The organism is Bacteroidota bacterium (assembly GCA_016715425.1).
Lineage (GTDB): Bacteria > Bacteroidota > Bacteroidia > Chitinophagales > BACL12 > JADKAC01.
The window spans coordinates 498,596-516,278 of the sequence record JADKAC010000002.1; the positions used below are offsets into that span (position 1 = coordinate 498,596).

A 17,683-nucleotide genomic window follows, 5' to 3' on the forward strand; every position below is an offset into this window, starting at 1 on the left:
GTCGTCCTGGTAAATAAAACAGTCATGCTTAGGTGTGGCTGTTTTTTATTTGTTGTAATGCAGTTTTTATTTCCGAAAATTGTAAATCATATCCTGTATCTAACATTTTTTTATTGCTCACATTCTGACTTACCAAAACAGTATCTGCCATTTCTCCCAACATAATTCTTAATACAAAAACAGGTACAGGAATTAAAACTGAAAATGTATTATATACGCTTTGCAAGGATTGCATAATTTGTTTTTGGGAATTCACATTTGCTGTTACATTATATAATCCCACCACATTTTCTTGTTGCAAAGCAAATAAAATAAATCCTGCAATATCATCAATATGAATCCATGGATACAATTGCTTCCCATTTCCTAACAACGGCGCAACTCCAATAGGTAATGTTTTTTTTAATTCCGGAAGAGCACCACCATTTTCAGAAAGCACAATTCCAAAACGCAGTTTAACCAAACGCACCTTTGCATCTGCAAATGTATCAATTGCATTTTCCCACTTCGCTACTGAGCTACTTAAAAAACCATCACCGGAAGCTGAAGTTTCTGTAAGTAAATCATTATCTCTATCACCATAAAATCCCACAGCAGAAGAAGCGATAATACATTGAATGGAATGCTGCTGAGAAATCATTGTATTGCGCAACAAAGCAATACTTTTCACACGACTATTAATTATTTCACTCTTGCGTTTTTCAGTCCATTTTTCATCTGCAATGCCTGCACCTGCAAGATGAATAATTGCATCGGCCCATAACACAGCAGTAATATCAATTTCTTGCTTATCAATATCCCAATGGTATAATTGCACTCCATGTATCGCTCTTTTACCACGGCTTAACCAAGCAACTTCATAATTATTTTTCAGTAACAATTTTGTTAAGCGGCTACCAATTAACCCGCTGCCTCCTGCTATTAATACTTTTTTCATCATTCTCTCTCATTAAAGTAAAATGTAGTCAAATTGTTCAATCTAACATTCAAATTGTGTATCGGTTAAAATAGGTATTTCAAAATACAGTACTTTTAATCGTAACATAAATCATCCATTATGAAATTTAATAAGACATTATTTATTTCCGGAGCTTATATTCTTGTTTTAAGTATTTCCGCATGTAACAATAAGGACTCAGGTGAATCTGCCGAAGTAAAGAATATCACAGAAAGTCAAAAATCTATTTTTATTGAAGATGCAAAAGAATTTTTGCCCGGATGGAAAACGGATAATGTTGTGGTGAATCATTGGATTGGTGATCCGGATAATATACATCCTACAAATGGCCGTACTTCCGCCAGATCATGGTTACTAAATCTTACTTATAATTATTTATTAACGGGTGATGCAATTAATTTGACGTTAGCACCTGATCTTGCAGTCGCTTTACCGACAGTTTCTGATGATGGATTGTCGTTTACTTATGAATTAAGATCTGATGCAAAATGGGATGACGGATCACCTATAACTGTTGCAGATATTATTTTCACCTATAAAGTAAATAAATGCCCATTGATTGAAAATGCGATGCAGAAATCATACATGGAAAATTTACAGACAATAACTGTTGATGCATCCAATCCACAACGCTTTACAATGGTGATGAAAAGGCCTTATGTGCAAAGCATTGCTTTTACAACTAACCTGGCAATAATTCAACAAAAATTTTATGATCCGAATGGTGTACTCAATAATTATTCTTTTGAACAATTTAATAATACAGAATTTGCCAATACAGCGGATGCACCAATAAAAAATTGGTGTACGGAATTCAACAATGGAAAGTATGGAAATGACATAACATTATTTAATGGGTCAGGCGCATATAAAGTAACAAGTTGGGAACGAGGGCAATCCATGATTCTGGAAAAAAAACAAAACCATTGGAGTACAAATATTGCAGATAAACAAAATTTTCAAACAGCCTTTCCAGATAAACTCATTTTTAAAATCATTACGGATGCAAATGCACAAACGCTGGAATTAAAATCTCAGGATATTGATGTGAGCGTTTGGCTTTCTACACAAAATGTCATTGATCTGGAGAAAGATTCTAATTTCATAAAGAATTATAATTATGTTTTTGCCCGCAATTATAATTTTAATTATATCGGTTTAAATATGAAACCCGATGGAGTAAAACACAAGAAAATTTTTGATGACATCAATGTGCGATGGGCAACTTCGTATTTAATCCCTACTGATGATATTATCAATATAGTCTATTCAGGAAAAGCAGAACAATGGAATGCGGCAATCCCGCCATTTAAAGATGGGTATAATCATGATTTACCTTTAGTAAAATATAATTTCGAAAAAGCAAAACAACTATTAGCAGAAGCAGGATGGACAGATACGGATGGCGATAATATTTTAGATAAAGTAATTGATGGTAAAAAAGAAAAGCTGCAAATTGAATTTATATTCAGCATGGGAGGAAAATTTATTGAGCAAATGGCAGAAATGGTGGCAGGTGAATTACGAAAAGCAGGGTATGAAGTAACACTATCGCAAATGGATTTATCTACATTGGCCGGTAAAGTATCACAACATGATTTCGATATGTATATGGGTGCATGGGCAGGTAGTTTTTTACCTGAAGATTATACCCAACTCTGGCATACAAGCTCATGGGCAAATGGCAGTAGTAATTATACCGGTTTCGGAGATGCACAAACTGATGCGTTAATTGATTCTATAAAAACTACGGTAAGCGATAGTTTGCGTTTACCCATGGTAAAACATTTGCATAAAATCATTTACGATGAACAACCTTATATCATGATTTTTTCCAGTTCAAGAAAAATAGTCATGCATAAACGATTTGGAAATGTATATATGACTTTCGAGCGGCCGGGTGTAGTTCTTAATAATTTAAAACTGCTGACATCGGCAATGCAGCAAACAGAAATCAATAAATAATTTGTTCCAGGAAAATGTAAAAGAATGAGCAGATATATTCTGAAAAGAATGTTGTTTTTTATTCCTACGCTTATTCTGATATCTCTGCTTGCATTTATAATCAGTATTAATGCGCCCGGAGATCCTGTTGACCGCATGGTATCTATTTCACAATCGGGAGGAGATTTGCAATTGGAACCACAAAATTTGCAGGAACAAAAAATGGTGGTTCGAAAACAATTAGGACTTGACCTTCCTGTATTTTATATCAATGTCAGCAATATCGCCACCCCGGATACATTGTATAAAATTGCAGATGCTAACGAACGCAATGCGTTAAAAAGATTGATTGCACAAAATGGTAACTGGCAATTAATAAGTGATTATAATTCTGCATTACATAATTTATATACCTCCTTCCAAAATATTCAATTAGACTCCGTTTCTGTTGCACCTGTTTCGCATGCTGATGCAGTGAGTGAAACCAATAATGGAATAGTTGCGGTGAAGGCATTGCTGATTTCTTATGACACTGAAATCATTGAATCACGTATCAGTACATTAGAAAAAATATATACTGACAATCCTTTCCTTAATTCTGATATTGCATTGGTGAATGATGTCAGAAATAAATATGTAGCACTTCAAGAAAATAAATCACTCTGGAAAAATTATATTCCACAATTGCATTGGCATTCCAACAATCAATATCATCGTTGGATATTTGGTGATGGCAATTGGTTAACCGGAAAAAATGCACTGAATTCAAAAGGAATTATTCGTGGTGATATGGGAATTTCTTATACCACGAAATTACCCGTTTCAAATATTATCCGTTCACGCATTGGCTGGTCATTATTCTTCACATTCACTTCTGTGCTGTTGGCATATTTAATTAGCATTCCAATTGGATTAAAAGCGGCAGCAAAAAAAATGGATTGTTTGATCGCAGCAGTACAGTGATTTTATTTGTGTTATACAGCATGCCTGTTTTTTGGACTGCAACCTTACTATTAATGACGTTTTCAAATCCGGATATATTAAAAATATTTCCTGCTTCTGGTGTGCAGCCTGTAGAAGGAATTCCAAAAGATGCTAGCTTTTTCGAAATGATTCGTATTCATATTCCCTATCTTATTTTGCCGACAATATGTTACACCTATGCTCAACTTGCTTTCCTCAGCAGAATTACAAGAGTATCCGCACTCGAAATAATTTCTATGGATTATATCCGCACTGCACAAGCAAAAGGATTGAGTGAAAATAAAGTGTTGTACAAACATGTTTTCCGCAATGCTTTGCTTCCAATAATTACTGTGTTCTCAAATATTTTTCCGGCAGCAATAGGTGGCTCTGTAATCCTCGAAACTATTTTCACAATACCGGGAATGGGTAGGGAAATAATACAGGCAATTTACAATCAGGATTACCCGGTTATAGTAAGTGTTTTTACAATTACCGGTGTACTCACTTTGTTGGGATATTTAATTGCGGATATTTTATACAGCATTGCAGATCCAAGAATTATTTACAACAAATAAATGCAAAAACAAATTACATATCAGCATTACAATAAGATGGTGTGGCGTCAATTTAAAAAACATCGCCCTGCTTATTTTGCTTTATATGTATTGTTCATTTTAATTTGTGTTGCACTATTAGCTCCAATAATTGCAAATGAAAAACCATTATATGCAAAGTATGGCCACACAACTATTTTTCCTGCATTCAGTCATAAAAAAAATTATACACTAACAAAGAATAATGAAACTACTTTACAAATAAATGCACAGTATGACGATTGGAAACAATTGCCTTTTGATAATGTAATTTGGGCACCTATTCCCTATTCTCCCGGAGTAAAAGATTATGCGAACAGCAATTTTAAAAGTCCTTCCGGTCAACAATTTTTTAAATCGTCGGATGGAAAATTGATTGAAATGCCCACTCGTTTTCGTCATTGGTTGGGCACAAATAATTTAGGAGAAGATGTACTTGCCGGATTAATTCACGGCACACGTATTTCCCTTAGCATTGGAATTATTTCAATGGGTATTGCAACTATAGTCGGATTATTACTCGGCATGATTGCAGGATTTTTTGGCGATAATATTTTACAAACAAGCAGAGGCAGATTCTGGACAACTATCCTCGGATTTTTCTTTGCATGGTATTATGCATTTCATATGCGCACTTTTATTTTGGAAGATGCATTGCAACATTCCGGAATAGCTGCTGCATTTCAATTCTTAATCAGCCTTTGCATATTTGCAATTATTGTTTTTATGTTTTCATTTATTGGAAAGTTTATTGGCATGCTTCCTTTTGCAAAAAAAGTCATCCACATTCCTGCCGATAATATTGTTTCCCGTTTAATTGAAATCATTCATTCCCTTCCAATTTTTATTTTGATAATTACTATTGCTGCAATTGCAAAACCTTCGCTTGTCAATGTGATGATAATTATCGGGCTCACATCATGGACAGGTATTGCAAGATTTACCCGTGCGGAAATGTTGCGCATTCGCAATTTGGAATTTATGCAAGCAGCACAATCTTTAGGTTATAGCCGGCAACGTATGTTATTAAAACATGCCTTGCCCAATGGAATTGCTCCGGCGTTGGTTGCCATTGCATTTGGAATTGCTTCCGCTATTTTAGTAGAGTCCTCGCTATCATTTCTTGGTGTAGGAGTTCCACCGGAATCGGTAACATGGGGCTCCTTAGTAAATGAAGGTCGTTCAAATTTCAATGCATGGTGGCTGGTTGTTTTCCCGGGATTGGCAATTTTTATTACTGTAACTACATACAATCTGATAGGTGAAGGTTTGCGTGATGCATTTGACCCGAAGCTTAACAATTGATATTTGTAAATTTACAATCAAAACAAGCTATGTTTGGCTGCGTTATATTTTGCAATGAAAAATTATTTTAAAATTTTAATTCTCCTTTTCACCATTTACAATGGTTCTGTTTCCATTGCTCAAAATATTTATATCTCTAACGAAGAAAAACTCAGTTCTGAATTAGAGGGTTTTGATGTGGTTGGCAGAATGAATGGCGGCGATCTTGTAGTCTATAAAAAATACAAGTATAAAGATGAACTTGAGTTTTATGATGCTCAAATGACTTTGCGACGCAAAAAGGAAATCACCGTAAAAGCACCTGAATATCAAAGCAAAGAAGTATTGAAAATTGGCAATCAAATATTTCATTTTTATACTAAAAAAGAAAACAAACAAACATTCCTAATTGCACAGGTATTTGGAGAAGATGCGGATAGAAAAGGTGAACCGATTATTATTGATTCAACAAGCAGACGTATAGGAGATAATTTTTCTGATTACACCATCTTGCGTTCTGGCAATGGTGAATTTGCAATGGCATATCAATATGAATTTGGCGGAGGAAAAATCAGTAAATTACTTTCCGCAGTTATAAATTCAACAGGAAAAATAACCAGTGTAAATGTGGTGGATATGCCCACTGCTAATTTTGATGCTACCAATGAAAAATCTTTGGTGAGCAATGCAGGAATACCTATTTTTTTATTCAGCAATAAAGAATATTCCTGTAAAAAAGAAAAAGCGGAAGTTTCTTATATCATTGCATGCGGAACGGTGAAAGACAGTTATATTATTGCCTACATAAAAGAAGAGGATTGTATGCGGGAGATGCAATTGGATGTAGATAATCATACCAATACAATAACTGCAATTGGTTTTACAGGTGATCAAAATAAAAATTCGATGACAGGTTATGTATTTCTGCAAATAGATCCTTTCGACGGAGAAATTTTAAATAGAAATGCAGAACAATTTTCACCCGAATTGCTGAGTAGTATTTCTTCAAAAACAGATAAATCAGAAAAGTATATACCTGTTTACAAACCAATGCAGATAATTCCAAGAGCCGATGGTGGTGCATTGTTGGTATCGGAATATTTTCAAAAAACAACAGAGAATTACGACTTTACTAATTACGATCCTTATTACGGTTATCGCACTTCTACCCGGGAAGTTGATTATTACGAATACAATGATGTATTTCTTATAAGTATATCCCCTCTGGGAACAATTGACTGGACAAATATTATTCGCAAGCGACAGGTATCTAAAGAAGATCGTGGTGCATATTCCTCTTTTGTATTTGCAAATTGTATCGAGCGGTTATTTTTTATTTACAATGAAGACATTTCACAAAATTCGAATGTGATACAATATGAAATGCTGGCAGACGGCACATTAAATCGCAAAAGCTTGTTCAATCCATCTAAGCAAGAAGTAGAATTGCGACCGCAAGCCGGTAAACAAGTGGCATTTAATGAAGTAATCATTCCAAGTATTCACAAGCGCAATTTAGCCTTTATCAGTATTGAGTTTTAATTTCACACGGTGCTAAAATTATTGCAGTCGGCCAATCCTTTTTCTTTTGTTTTTTTGCTGCTCTATTTTGCTGCATTAAACATACATCCTGTTTTGTTTAATGCTTATAATCCCATTGAATTACATACTCCTATTTTTGATTGGTTTTTTATAAACGTTCTAAATATGGATAATTTGAGTCCGGAGCAATTATTCTATATCACTATAACCATCATTTTTATTCAGGGCATTTTACTTTCTATACTGTTGCGTGCTTTTAAAATTACATCTAAATTAAATCTGGTGCCGGCAGCAATTTATTATTTATTGATTTATTTATTTGATGAGTTCATTGCATTTACCCCAGCATTGATACTTAATCTTTTTATACCACTTTTAATTGCAATGTTGTTTGGCGTGTATAATCAAAAAAGTGCAGATACGACATTTTTCAATTCGGGTTTTTTAAATGGATGCATGAGTATTATTTATTTCCCTGCAGCAATTTATTCCTTGTTTAGTATTTACGCATTATATGCATTGCGCTCTTCTACTGTGCGTGAATTTTTCGTTTTTATTTCCGGTTTTATTACAATAGTATTTTTTAGTGTTTACTGCTTGTTTCTGGTATGATTCCACGGATTTATTGACCACTTCTGTAATAATTCCATTTTCAAAAATACAATTCCGCAAACTCATTTTATCGTGTATATAAAATGTTTTCTTGTACTCTGTTTTTTATTACCAGCTATTGCTTTTGTAAATCAGCGTTCGAGAGGCTTTTTAGTACAGATTAGAAAATACCTTTATGCCCTGATGATCCTTGCAGTATTTGGAGCAGTTTCCGGATTTCTATATAGCTATATCACCATTCCTGCATTTGTTTCTGCTGCAATTCCATTTGCAATTATCATTGGTTACTATTTATCGTATTTAAAAAATCGGGACACTGCCGAGATATTACATTTGACATGTATGGGAATTGTTTTCACTTTTCAATATATTAACTTTGCATAATAATTTTCAACTATGAAATTTGGAGTAGTAACCTTTCCGGGAAGTAATTGCGATCAGGATTTAATTCACGTAATGCGCAACGTAATGCATTGTGAAGTAGTAGAATTATGGCACAAACAAAATGATCTTGGCGGACTCACCACCAACGACTGTGTATTATTGCCCGGTGGATTTTCTTATGGTGATGCATTGCGCACAGGCTCAATCGCACGTTTCAGTCCGATAATGGGAGCAGTGATTGCGCATTGTAATAATGGTGGTTATGCAATAGGTATTTGCAATGGTTTTCAGATTTTATGTGAAGCTGGATTGTTGCCCGGTATATTATTAGAAAATGCAAGTCAACAATTTATTTGTAAAAATATTTATCTGAAAGCGGATAATAATGATAACCGCATGACTGCAAATATTCCATTGTCGAAAGTATTAAAAATTCCTATGGCGCATGGAGAAGGAAGATATTATGCAGATGAAGAAACTTTACAACAAGTAATTAATAACGGACAAGTATTATTTCGCTATTGCGATGAAGAAGGCAATATAACAGATGCCGCAAATCCGAATGGTGCTTTGTATAATATTGCAGGTATCTGTAATGCAAATCGCAATGTGTTTGGTATGATGCCACACCCTGAAAGAGCATCGGAAGAAATTCTTAAAAACACAGATGGCAGATTAATTTTTCAATCGTTTTTAAAAGGTGTGCCGGTGGGCGTGTAAATAATTATTTTTTTACTGTGGTCAGAGGGCGAAGAGCGCAGGGATATATGTAAAAAAAAATAGGTATATCAATAATTCATGTTTAGAAAATATACGTTTATTCCGGTTTTGTTTTTACGATTTTACCCTCCTGTAAAATAACTAGCACAGAATTCTTCTGTTTTTAATATTCAATAAGTTTTTCATAAGTTACTTCAAGTCCATAAAAAATTTTTTTGAATAGCTCTTCTTGTTCTTCAGGTGACATACATATTTTTTAGAAGTGATAATTTTTGATGATTTCTAAAAATAGTACGAAATATTAATTTTCATATTTTTTTGAATTAATCTTACCATTCTTATATAATTCCAGTGCGCTTAGCAAAATGCTTTCAATAGTTTTTATCGGCAAGTCTTTGTTTGGATTTATTCTTAAAATCTTCATTCGGTTACGATTGCCTTCTTCTAATTCCGGGTGATTAAGATATTTACCTTCTACCATAAGTATGTATGGTTCATTCGATTTTTTGTCAGTCCATAAATAGCAAAACATGTTGTTCTTAAAACAAAAACAAGGCATTCCATATTTCTGAGTTTCGGTAATATCAGTATCCTGATTAAGAATAATATTTCGCAATGCAATCAAACAACTTCTGTTGGGTTCTTCTTTGGTTAAATAAAAATTGTCAATATCGTGATTCATTCCGTTATCAGTTTTTTATATCTGGTTTGATAGAATTGTAAATAGGTGTGTTTTGTTTTTTTATTTAAAAAAGGTGCATTATACGGCTCTTTTAATTGGAAAAGAAAAAAATTTCCTATCTATTACCACTTAAAGTGCATCTTATTGCACTTTGCCGTGTATTTTTTTTAATAGGTTTAGATGGTGTATTAATAGTTTTCCGGTGCAGGGAATGGAGAGAACAGGGTGATGCTTTCTGATATCACAATATAAAACTTAAATTAATTCAAGTACTTAACGAGTGAATTATTTGAGAATTAATTTTGCCATTCCAGGATACTTTTAAGTATAGTTGAATTACCCTGATCATCATCAGTAATCAGAATCACTTTTATTTTTCCTTTTGCAATTTCTTCTTCAACAGTTACTGATTCCACTTTTAAATTAATATCTGTATTAGGTATTTGACAATAAATAATAGCATCAGAGATTGTATTATTTGAAATATCAATTACACCAATAACACTTCCTAAGATTTCACCATCATCATACGCATTATTTGTATTTTCCACCGATGCGGTAAAAATAATTTTGGGTTCTCCTTTTAAAGCTGTGGCTCCGGAAAAGCCGGCTTCTATTCCATTTATTTTTGGCAAGATAAATTGTTTGATTTCCGGTTTTGGAAATGCAATCTCTTCTCTTAAGTAAGCTAATAAATCTTTATAATCAAATTGTATAATTACATTCTTTTTGCGATTAAAAAGAAAAATCTGATTGTTGTAAAAGCAGTTGCTTCAATATTTAATTCTGAATCTTTTAGTATCGGTAATTTTCTGAGCTTATCATAAAAGTCAGTAACATCATGCTTCTCGATAATTAAAGAATCGTTTAATAGGATACGAAAAAAAATATTTCTTTGAGGAGATTTAGAACCGGAACTAAAAATCACGACTTCATTTTCTCCAATCATTTCCACTGCTTCAAAGTCAGGCTTTTCTGATTTAATAATTCTATTATCTGAAAAATTAGCTGCATCTAAAAGCTGTGTTTGGGAAGTGACTTTAAATTCATTATTCAATGCGAATAAAAAAGGAGAGTCATCGCCAATAATATAATAGGCATCACCTGATTTAATAATACCTGAACCACTGGGAATGTTTGCAATTATTATTTTATCAGCGACAGTAATTTTCATATCAGGAGTATTGCAAGCTTGTATAAAGAAGGTAAAAAATATTAGAAGTTCTTTACGATTCAAAATTGTTGAATTTTATTTATTAAAACGTTTTTAACTTTTTCTATGCATATAAATAGGGTTCATTATTATATGCCATCACTCTTACATTTTCTAACACTCTTTTCATATATGTTTTCCAGAATGCATTTGCAAACAACCAATTTAATGGATAAAGAATAGCAATATTTGAATGTAAGGAATACACATATTCAACAGCAATTTTATTAGGTTCGAGTTCTGTCGTTTTCCATTCGCCTTCAAACTTATAGAAGCCTAACATCCAAGATTGAAAATCACTCACCTCTATTTTCCAATATTTATTTTCAATGCGTTCAATTACTTTATCAACGGAAGCAAAGCCCCCTTTTTGAGAGAATGATTTTGCAGCAAATACTTTCTTTGTACTTCCGGCTGTCCCCAATTTTCATCTTCGGTGCAGTGAGTTACTTTGGGCATAATTCCAAAACCGGTATGCACTTTTGAAACATCGCAAAGCATTGGTGTTTTAAATGCTCTTTCTAAGGAGCATTCATAGATAGTGGATACTTTAATTTTAGAAATCATTTTTCGGTTTTGGGTATATTGTTTTTGTTTTGAGGAGTTGCTATTTCAGATAGAAAGAAAAGTTCTGATTTTGCAAAGTGTAAAGCTAAATTTAAAAAGGTGGGGAAGGGGGATGTGGGGTTCTGATTGTTAATGGATAGATGATAAAAGATTATCATCATTAAAAATTTAAAGTCCATTTAGTGAAAGTATTTCTTTTATGTATCCTGAACTGTAGGCGAAAATAATCCCTGAGTTTTCAACGTAGTCGAATGTACCAACAGGTGTTATCATTTGATTCTTCTGAGGATAATAAGAAGAAACAATTGCAAATAAATATAGCTTAGTATTATTTGAGTCGAATCTATCGTTAATGAATATTGGTCCTCCTGAAAATCCAGGGTTATTATTTCCGTCAAAAATCAAGATATTAAGTCCGTTTTCATTGTAGTTGCCAGAGAACACACATTTTTTAATTAAAGGAAAAGGGAAACCTCCATTTAACTTGCTATTATCATTAGTCCTCATACCAAAAGGATATCCAAGAAAAAAGCCTTCATCTCCCAATACAGCTTCGACTTGTCTTATACTTATTGCATTTACTTTAGTTGTGTCAGATGGAACTATTAATGCGATATCAATTGAAGGGTTTGAATGCAATAAAACAATTCCAGAACTAATTGTCCAACTATTATCGTGCAAAATATAAAAATCAATCTTTTGATTGTTTTTAACTTGACCTAATACATGTTTTGCTGTAACCCAATAGTTCTTTTGATTTGATTCTATTAAAAAACATGTTCCAGTTGCACTATCCTTTAGAATATTATATGTTCTTTGAAGTTCTAATGTTAAATTATAGTCTTGAGAGAAAGAATTAGAACCAAAAAAAGAAATAAGAATTAGGTACAAATATTTTTGCATGATTAATTTTATTTAGATAGCTGCAATAATGCTACTCCATAATTGATTAGCACCTTAGAGCTATGTAATTATTAATTAATAACTATGAATAGGCTAAAGTACAATTGTTGATTAATAATATTGTTATCAAAAAAAAATTTTTATTAAAGTTGGAAATAAAAAAAATGAAGAACGAAATTTTATTTGACCTTAAGTACTATTACTAATCTGAGGTGAGCATGAAAGTAGCATAAAACTAGAAATTGAAAAAACGGGTGAGTATTGATGTTCGGTTATTTATTATTGGAAAAAGAGTACTGGGTATTTACCGAAATAAAAGTCTATATGATTTTTATCAATCTAAGTCTTATTTTCATAATGGGATAGAATGAGCAAGAAATAACTATCTTCAAACCATTAAATAAATCTTGAGAATAAATAGTTAAAGGTTCAAATGCGTAATCCACCTTGGCATAGAGATGAAATTATTTTAGCACTTGACCTTTATTCCAGATTAGAGCCAGGTAAAATACATGCAAATAATCCAGACATTATTGAGCTTTCCCGATTGCTTAATAGATTACCCATTTTTGATATAAGACCTGATGAGGTGAAATTTAGAAATCCAAATGGGGTTGGATTAAAGCTCAGTAATTTTCTTGCAATAGATTCAAGTTATACTGGTAAAGGAATGCAAGCATATAGTCATTTAGATAAAAAAGTATTTGAAGAATTTCAATTTAATACTGAGCATCTTCATAAATTAGCTATACATATAAGGCAAATTGCTTCAGATCCTGAATTGCCAAACAAGCTTTATATTATTCCTGAAGAGGAAGAAGGAGAACTTAATACCGTTCAAGAAGGCGCCGTTATTTTTAAGCTACATAAGTATCGTGAAAGAGACTCTACTATTATTAAGAAAAAGAAGGAAGCAGAATTTAAGAGAAATGGATATTTATTATGTGAAGCTTGCGAATTTGATTTTCATAAAAAATATGGTGAGTTAGGATATAAATATATTGAATGTCATCATCGTATTCCACTTTCAGATTTTACAAGCACAACTAAAACAAGTCTAATTGATCTTGCACTTGTATGTTCAAATTGTCATCGCATGTTACATCGAAAATTGGATACTTTAAGTGTTGAAAGCTTAAAATTATTTTAATCCAATTTTTTTTTTTATAGATTTTTATATTGAAGAATTAGAACTTTTAAAACACATAGCATTTTAGCCCCCAGGGAGAAGAAGCCCCCCCGTTTTTCACGGGGGCGGACTTGGAACGGATAGCGGGAAATAGCTCCTAATTATTTTTATTCTTGTTTATTAAATTGCTGCAACACTTCATCCGAAATCTTTTCCAGGAAATAGCTCCTAAAAAATCTATTTCAAAATTCTTCTCCTCCACATGTCAAGATAAGAAGTGGAAAGCCATTCAGGAATTAATTAAAAGGTGAATGGGTTAACTTTACCGATGTAATTTTTAACGGTATGAGGAAATTAAGTTTTTATACAATCAGCACATTAATAGTATCGGTATTATTCGCTTTTGTGGCCCGGGCGCAGATATTAAATCCTGTGCAATGGGAAATGAGCTCGGAAAAAACAGGACCTAATGAATACACTTTAATATTTAAAGCGACGATAGAGGATGGCTGGAAAGTGTATGGTACAGACATAGATGCGGGTGGACCGATACCGACTTCGGTGAATTTTGAAGGGGTGCCTGCGGGTATTGATTTGTCGAAACCATTGGAGGCATTGGGTAGAAAAGAGGTGGCTGTGGAACCGCTGTTCGACAACATGACGCTGAGTTATTACAAGAAAAGACTGACGCTGCGCAAAGTGGTTACGGTTACTAAAGATGTGGTGCTGAAAGGATATGTGGAATCTATGACTTGCGACGATAAGCAATGTCTGCCACCGGATGCAATTGATTTTACTTTTAATCTGAAAGCGGATGCGGGCGAAACACTTGATAATAAAATTACTACTACGAATGGCTTGCTGACTCCGGTGAAATGGAAGGTGAGTTCGGAAAAGATATCGGACACGGAATATTATATTCATTTTAAGGCTACGATAGATGATGGATGGAAACTGTATGCGCAGGATATAAAACCGGGCGGACCGATACCAACTTCGTTTACTTTTTCGAATGCTAAAACGGGTGGCTATACTTTAAATGGTAAGGTGGAAGAGGTGATAAAACCAGAGGAACAGAAGGAACCGCTTTTTGATAATATGCTGCTGAAATATTTTAAACATGAGGCACACTTCCGACAAAAAATTACGGTTAACGACAGCAGCGCAACCGTGAAAGGTTCTTATGAATTTATGTGTTGTGATGCTACGCAATGTTTGCCATCGGAAATAAAAGAGTTTTCTGTTGATTTAATAAGTGGTGTAGTATCTGAAGAGGGTGAAGAAACTTCGCTACAAGTGGATACTGCTGCACTGCAATTTAATATTGATAATACACCGTTGAGTTTATGTGGTGGCGAGGCAGTGGCGGCTGATGAAGCGAACAAAGGATTTATGAGTATTTTTTTATTGGGATTTATCGGGGGATTAATTGCATTGCTTACGCCGTGTGTGTTCCCGATGATTCCGCTGACGGTGAGTTTTTTTACGAAGCGTTCGCAAAATAAATCGAAGGGTGTATTCGAAGCATTTTTCTATGGCTTTTGTATTGTGCTTATTTATGCATTGTTATCTCTGCCGTTTGTAATTTATAAACTACCTCCGGATACATTAAATGCAATTTCTACAAGTGTGTATTTGAATGTGGGATTCTTTGTGGTGTTCATGGTGTTTGCATTTTCATTTTTTGGTTTTTACGAAATCACACTACCGGCTTCATGGTTGAATAAAGCGGATAATGCTTCTTCTGTTGGCGGATTGGTAGGTATATTTTTTATGGCTCTGACTTTAGCTTTAGTTTCGTTTTCATGTACTGGTCCGATACTGGGCAGTTTATTAGTGGGCACACTAACAGCAGAAGGCGGACAAATGAATTTATTAGTAGGCATGATAGGCTTTGGTGTGGCACTCGGAATTCCATTTGGATTATTTGCGGCATTCCCGCAGATGATGAATAAACTTCCAAAATCCGGTGGATGGCTGAACAGTGTGAAAGTGGTATTGGGATTTATAGAAGTGGCACTTGCATTTAAATTTTTAAGTAATGCGGATCTTGTTTCGCATTGGGGATTATTAAAGCGAGAGATATTTTTTGCGATATGGGCAGTCTGCAGTTTAGGCATATTTATTTATCTGATGGGATGGCTGAAATTTCCGCATGATAGTCCGGGGAAATTAAAACTTTCTCCTGTACGTGGAATTCTTGCTGTGATATTTTTATTTTTACGGGATATTTTGGATATGGAGTAATTAAAGGTTCTAATCCGAAATTGGCAAGTGGATTTGCACCACCGATGTTCTATAGTATTTATCAGCAGGATTCACATTGTCCGTTAGGGCTTAATTGCTTTCATGATTTTGATGAAGCAATTGCATTTGCACAAGAAACAGGTAAGCCACTAATGATAGATTTTACAGGATGGGCTTGTGTGAATTGCAGAAAAATGGAAGAGCATGTGTGGCCGGAGAAAGAAGTGTATGATTTGATTTCTTCAAAATATGTATTGGTGAGTTTATATGTGGATGATAAAGAAATGTTGCCGGAAGAGGATCAATATATTTCTGCATTTAGTGGTAAAAAAATTCGCACGGTTGGCAATAAGTGGAGTGATTTTCAAAGCAGTTATTTCGGCGTGAATTCACAACCGTATTATGTACTTATTTCACCTGATGGAAAAATGCTGAATCAACCTTCACCTTACGAACCGGATGTAAGTAAGTATGCAGAGTTTTTACAATGTGGATTGGATGCGTATTTGCAACAAGGTGTAACTGCGGTTAAGTAGTGAATGGTGAAAAGTGAGTGGTGAATGGTGAATGGTGAATGGTGAATGGTGAATGGTGAATGGTGAATGGTGAATGGTGAATGGTGAATGGTGAATGGTGAATGGTGAAAAATAATTTGCAATAAGCAATAAGCAAAATGCAATGGTAAATGGTGAGTGGTGAAAAGTGAATAGTGAAAAAATTACCGCAAGAGCTAAAAAATGCAGAAGAAAGCAATTAAAAATAACTTATGTGGTGAGTGGAATTTGAATTCCTGACAATGAAGATTGGTGAATGGTGAATGGTGAATAAATAATAAGCAATTAGCAATTAGCAATAAGCAAAATGCAATGGTAAATGGTGAGTGGTGAAAAGTGAATAGTGAAAAAATTACCGCAAAGAACGCTAAGAAAAAATACGCAAAGAACGCAAAGCAATTAAAAAATAACTTATTGTAGTGAGTGGAATTTTTTAATTCCTACAAATCAACAAATCATTCAATCACAGTTCAGACAATGAAGATTGGTGAATGGTGAATGGTGAGAAAAATTAGCAATAAGCAATTGGCAAAACGCAAATAGTGAATAGTGAGTGGTGAATAGTGAATAAAAAAATCAGCAATGAGTAATGATTTTTTTTCAAAGTCAAAATTTTTTGCCAATAGCCAAATGCTAACTGCCAATATCCTTATGGTGAGTGCTCTCTAATTAACGATGAGTTGTATAACTTGAAACCCGAAACATTCTTGTAAAATAGTCTCAGTATTTTTTTTTGTCAATGGTCAAAGTCAAAAGTCATAGTTTTTTTGCCAACTGCCAATAGCCTTATGGTGAGTAATCTCTAATTAACGATGAGTTTTTTAACCTGAAACCCGAAACATTTTTTGTCAACGCTCAATAGTCAATAGTCAATGTTAATTAGAGATACCCGATACTCAATACCCGATACCATTTATAGAATCTTTAAGTTGATTATCATATTCCTCCTGATTATAACTTCCTTTGGATTGTGTGATGTAACCATGTGTATCCAACTTCCATAATTCCATTCCACTGATTTGTACTTTATTTCCATTCTTTTTATAGGTGCCATTTAGTGTCCAATGAAATGCAGTTATCGTATCGTTTGTAACAAGACTATCCATAGTTACTTTCATATCAGGAAAGGCAAACATAAATGCCTGAGCGGATACCGCAATTGCTGTTTGTCCTACTGCGGGAATTCCATCATTTATCTGCAACCAGCCATCTTCGGCATAAAACGATGCAAGGTTCTGTGGATCTTGACTGCTCCAAGCCTCTGCATATTTTTCTCCAAAATTTTGTAAGGAAGTTGCATCCATTTTTTCTGATGTGTTGCATGAAACAATTGCCATTAAACATGCAAGGATTAGATAGGTGTGGTACTTCATACAGTTTACAGA

Annotated in this window: 16 protein-coding genes and 1 pseudogene; 10 read left to right on the forward strand and 7 right to left on the reverse strand. The window is 33.9% G+C overall.

Features of this window, described 5'->3' with window-relative positions; translation table 11 throughout:
- Positions 1-28: 28 nt before the first annotated feature.
- Entirely contained in the window at positions 29-940 is a 912-nt protein-coding gene (locus IPN31_03990) for a TIGR01777 family protein (protein MBK8681062.1), read from the reverse strand.
- Between the two features lie 117 nt (positions 941-1,057).
- Here IPN31_03990 and IPN31_03995 point away from each other — a divergent pair, with 117 nt between their 5' ends.
- The 8 genes from IPN31_03995 (at position 1,058) to purQ (ending at position 9,003) form a co-directional block, all read left to right on the forward strand.
- The gene (locus tag IPN31_03995; GenBank protein MBK8681063.1) at positions 1,058-2,923 is read left to right on the forward strand and encodes a hypothetical protein; all 1,866 of its coding nucleotides are present in this window, start codon (positions 1,058-1,060) and stop codon (positions 2,921-2,923) included.
- Between the two features lie 24 nt (positions 2,924-2,947).
- The gene (locus IPN31_04000) at positions 2,948-3,865 is read left to right on the forward strand and encodes a hypothetical protein (GenBank protein MBK8681064.1); all 918 of its coding nucleotides are present in this window, start codon (positions 2,948-2,950) and stop codon (positions 3,863-3,865) included.
- Positions 3,841-4,443, forward strand: coding sequence for an ABC transporter permease (locus tag IPN31_04005; GenBank protein MBK8681065.1), 603 nt, complete (start codon positions 3,841-3,843; stop codon positions 4,441-4,443). The genes IPN31_04000 and IPN31_04005 overlap by 25 nt, the downstream gene beginning before the upstream one ends.
- On the forward strand, positions 4,444-5,766 hold the full coding sequence (locus tag IPN31_04010; GenBank protein MBK8681066.1) for an ABC transporter permease: 1,323 nt from the start codon (positions 4,444-4,446) through the stop codon (positions 5,764-5,766).
- 54 nt (positions 5,767-5,820) lie between these two features.
- Positions 5,821-7,287: a hypothetical protein gene (locus tag IPN31_04015; GenBank protein MBK8681067.1), complete on the forward strand. Its 1,467-nt coding sequence runs from the start codon at positions 5,821-5,823 to the stop codon at positions 7,285-7,287.
- A gap of 9 nt (positions 7,288-7,296) precedes the next feature.
- A complete protein-coding gene (locus IPN31_04020; GenBank protein MBK8681068.1) occupies positions 7,297-7,899 on the forward strand; it encodes a hypothetical protein in 603 nt (200 codons plus the stop codon).
- 183 nt (positions 7,900-8,082) lie between these two features.
- A complete protein-coding gene (locus IPN31_04025; protein ID MBK8681069.1) occupies positions 8,083-8,283 on the forward strand; it encodes a hypothetical protein in 201 nt (66 codons plus the stop codon).
- Between the two features lie 12 nt (positions 8,284-8,295).
- The gene (purQ, locus tag IPN31_04030; GenBank protein ID MBK8681070.1) at positions 8,296-9,003 is read left to right on the forward strand and encodes a phosphoribosylformylglycinamidine synthase subunit PurQ; all 708 of its coding nucleotides are present in this window, start codon (positions 8,296-8,298) and stop codon (positions 9,001-9,003) included.
- Between the two features lie 301 nt (positions 9,004-9,304).
- Here purQ and IPN31_04035 read toward each other — a convergent pair whose 3' ends face one another.
- The 5 genes from IPN31_04035 to IPN31_04055 form a co-directional block, all read right to left on the reverse strand.
- Entirely contained in the window at positions 9,305-9,685 is a 381-nt protein-coding gene (locus IPN31_04035; protein MBK8681071.1) for a DUF1801 domain-containing protein, read from the reverse strand.
- Between the two features lie 296 nt (positions 9,686-9,981).
- The gene (locus IPN31_04040; GenBank protein MBK8681072.1) at positions 9,982-10,320 is read right to left on the reverse strand and encodes a hypothetical protein; all 339 of its coding nucleotides are present in this window, start codon (positions 10,318-10,320) and stop codon (positions 9,982-9,984) included.
- Between the two features lie 83 nt (positions 10,321-10,403).
- On the reverse strand, positions 10,404-10,922 hold the full coding sequence (locus IPN31_04045; protein MBK8681073.1) for a hypothetical protein: 519 nt from the start codon (positions 10,920-10,922) through the stop codon (positions 10,404-10,406).
- Between the two features lie 40 nt (positions 10,923-10,962).
- Positions 10,963-11,322, reverse strand: coding sequence for a hypothetical protein (locus IPN31_04050; GenBank protein ID MBK8681074.1), 360 nt, complete (start codon positions 11,320-11,322; stop codon positions 10,963-10,965).
- Positions 11,323-11,633: 311 nt separating this feature from the next.
- On the reverse strand, positions 11,634-12,368 hold the full coding sequence (locus IPN31_04055) for a trypsin-like peptidase domain-containing protein (protein ID MBK8681075.1): 735 nt from the start codon (positions 12,366-12,368) through the stop codon (positions 11,634-11,636).
- 433 nt (positions 12,369-12,801) lie between these two features.
- Between IPN31_04055 and IPN31_04060 the strand changes: the two genes are divergently transcribed.
- Both IPN31_04060 and IPN31_04065 read left to right on the forward strand, forming a co-directional pair.
- On the forward strand, positions 12,802-13,518 hold the full coding sequence (locus IPN31_04060; GenBank protein MBK8681076.1) for an HNH endonuclease: 717 nt from the start codon (positions 12,802-12,804) through the stop codon (positions 13,516-13,518).
- A 423-nt stretch (positions 13,519-13,941) separates the two neighbouring features.
- Positions 13,942-16,280, forward strand: a pseudogene (locus IPN31_04065) (thioredoxin family protein).
- A 914-nt stretch (positions 16,281-17,194) separates the two neighbouring features.
- On the opposite strand, the gene IPN31_04070 reads toward IPN31_04065, so the two are convergent.
- The gene (locus IPN31_04070) at positions 17,195-17,671 is read right to left on the reverse strand and encodes a nuclear transport factor 2 family protein (protein ID MBK8681077.1); all 477 of its coding nucleotides are present in this window, start codon (positions 17,669-17,671) and stop codon (positions 17,195-17,197) included.
- Between the last annotated feature and the right edge of the window lie 12 nt (positions 17,672-17,683).

Coding starts and splice junctions, on each gene's coding strand:
- IPN31_03990 (MBK8681062.1), bottom strand. CDS start 940: ATGATGAAAAAAGTATTAATAGCAGGAGGCAGCGGGTTAATTGGTAGC.
- IPN31_03995 (MBK8681063.1), top strand. CDS start 1,058: ATGAAATTTAATAAGACATTATTTATTTCCGGAGCTTATATTCTTGTT.
- IPN31_04000 (MBK8681064.1), top strand. CDS start 2,948: ATGAGCAGATATATTCTGAAAAGAATGTTGTTTTTTATTCCTACGCTT.
- IPN31_04010 (MBK8681066.1), top strand. CDS start 4,444: ATGCAAAAACAAATTACATATCAGCATTACAATAAGATGGTGTGGCGT.
- IPN31_04015 (MBK8681067.1), top strand. CDS start 5,821: ATGAAAAATTATTTTAAAATTTTAATTCTCCTTTTCACCATTTACAAT.
- IPN31_04025 (MBK8681069.1), top strand. CDS start 8,083: ATGATCCTTGCAGTATTTGGAGCAGTTTCCGGATTTCTATATAGCTAT.
- purQ (MBK8681070.1), top strand. CDS start 8,296: ATGAAATTTGGAGTAGTAACCTTTCCGGGAAGTAATTGCGATCAGGAT.
- IPN31_04035 (MBK8681071.1), bottom strand. CDS start 9,685: ATGAATCACGATATTGACAATTTTTATTTAACCAAAGAAGAACCCAAC.
- IPN31_04055 (MBK8681075.1), bottom strand. CDS start 12,368: ATGCAAAAATATTTGTACCTAATTCTTATTTCTTTTTTTGGTTCTAAT.
- IPN31_04060 (MBK8681076.1), top strand. CDS start 12,802: ATGCGTAATCCACCTTGGCATAGAGATGAAATTATTTTAGCACTTGAC.
- IPN31_04070 (MBK8681077.1), bottom strand. CDS start 17,671: ATGAAGTACCACACCTATCTAATCCTTGCATGTTTAATGGCAATTGTT.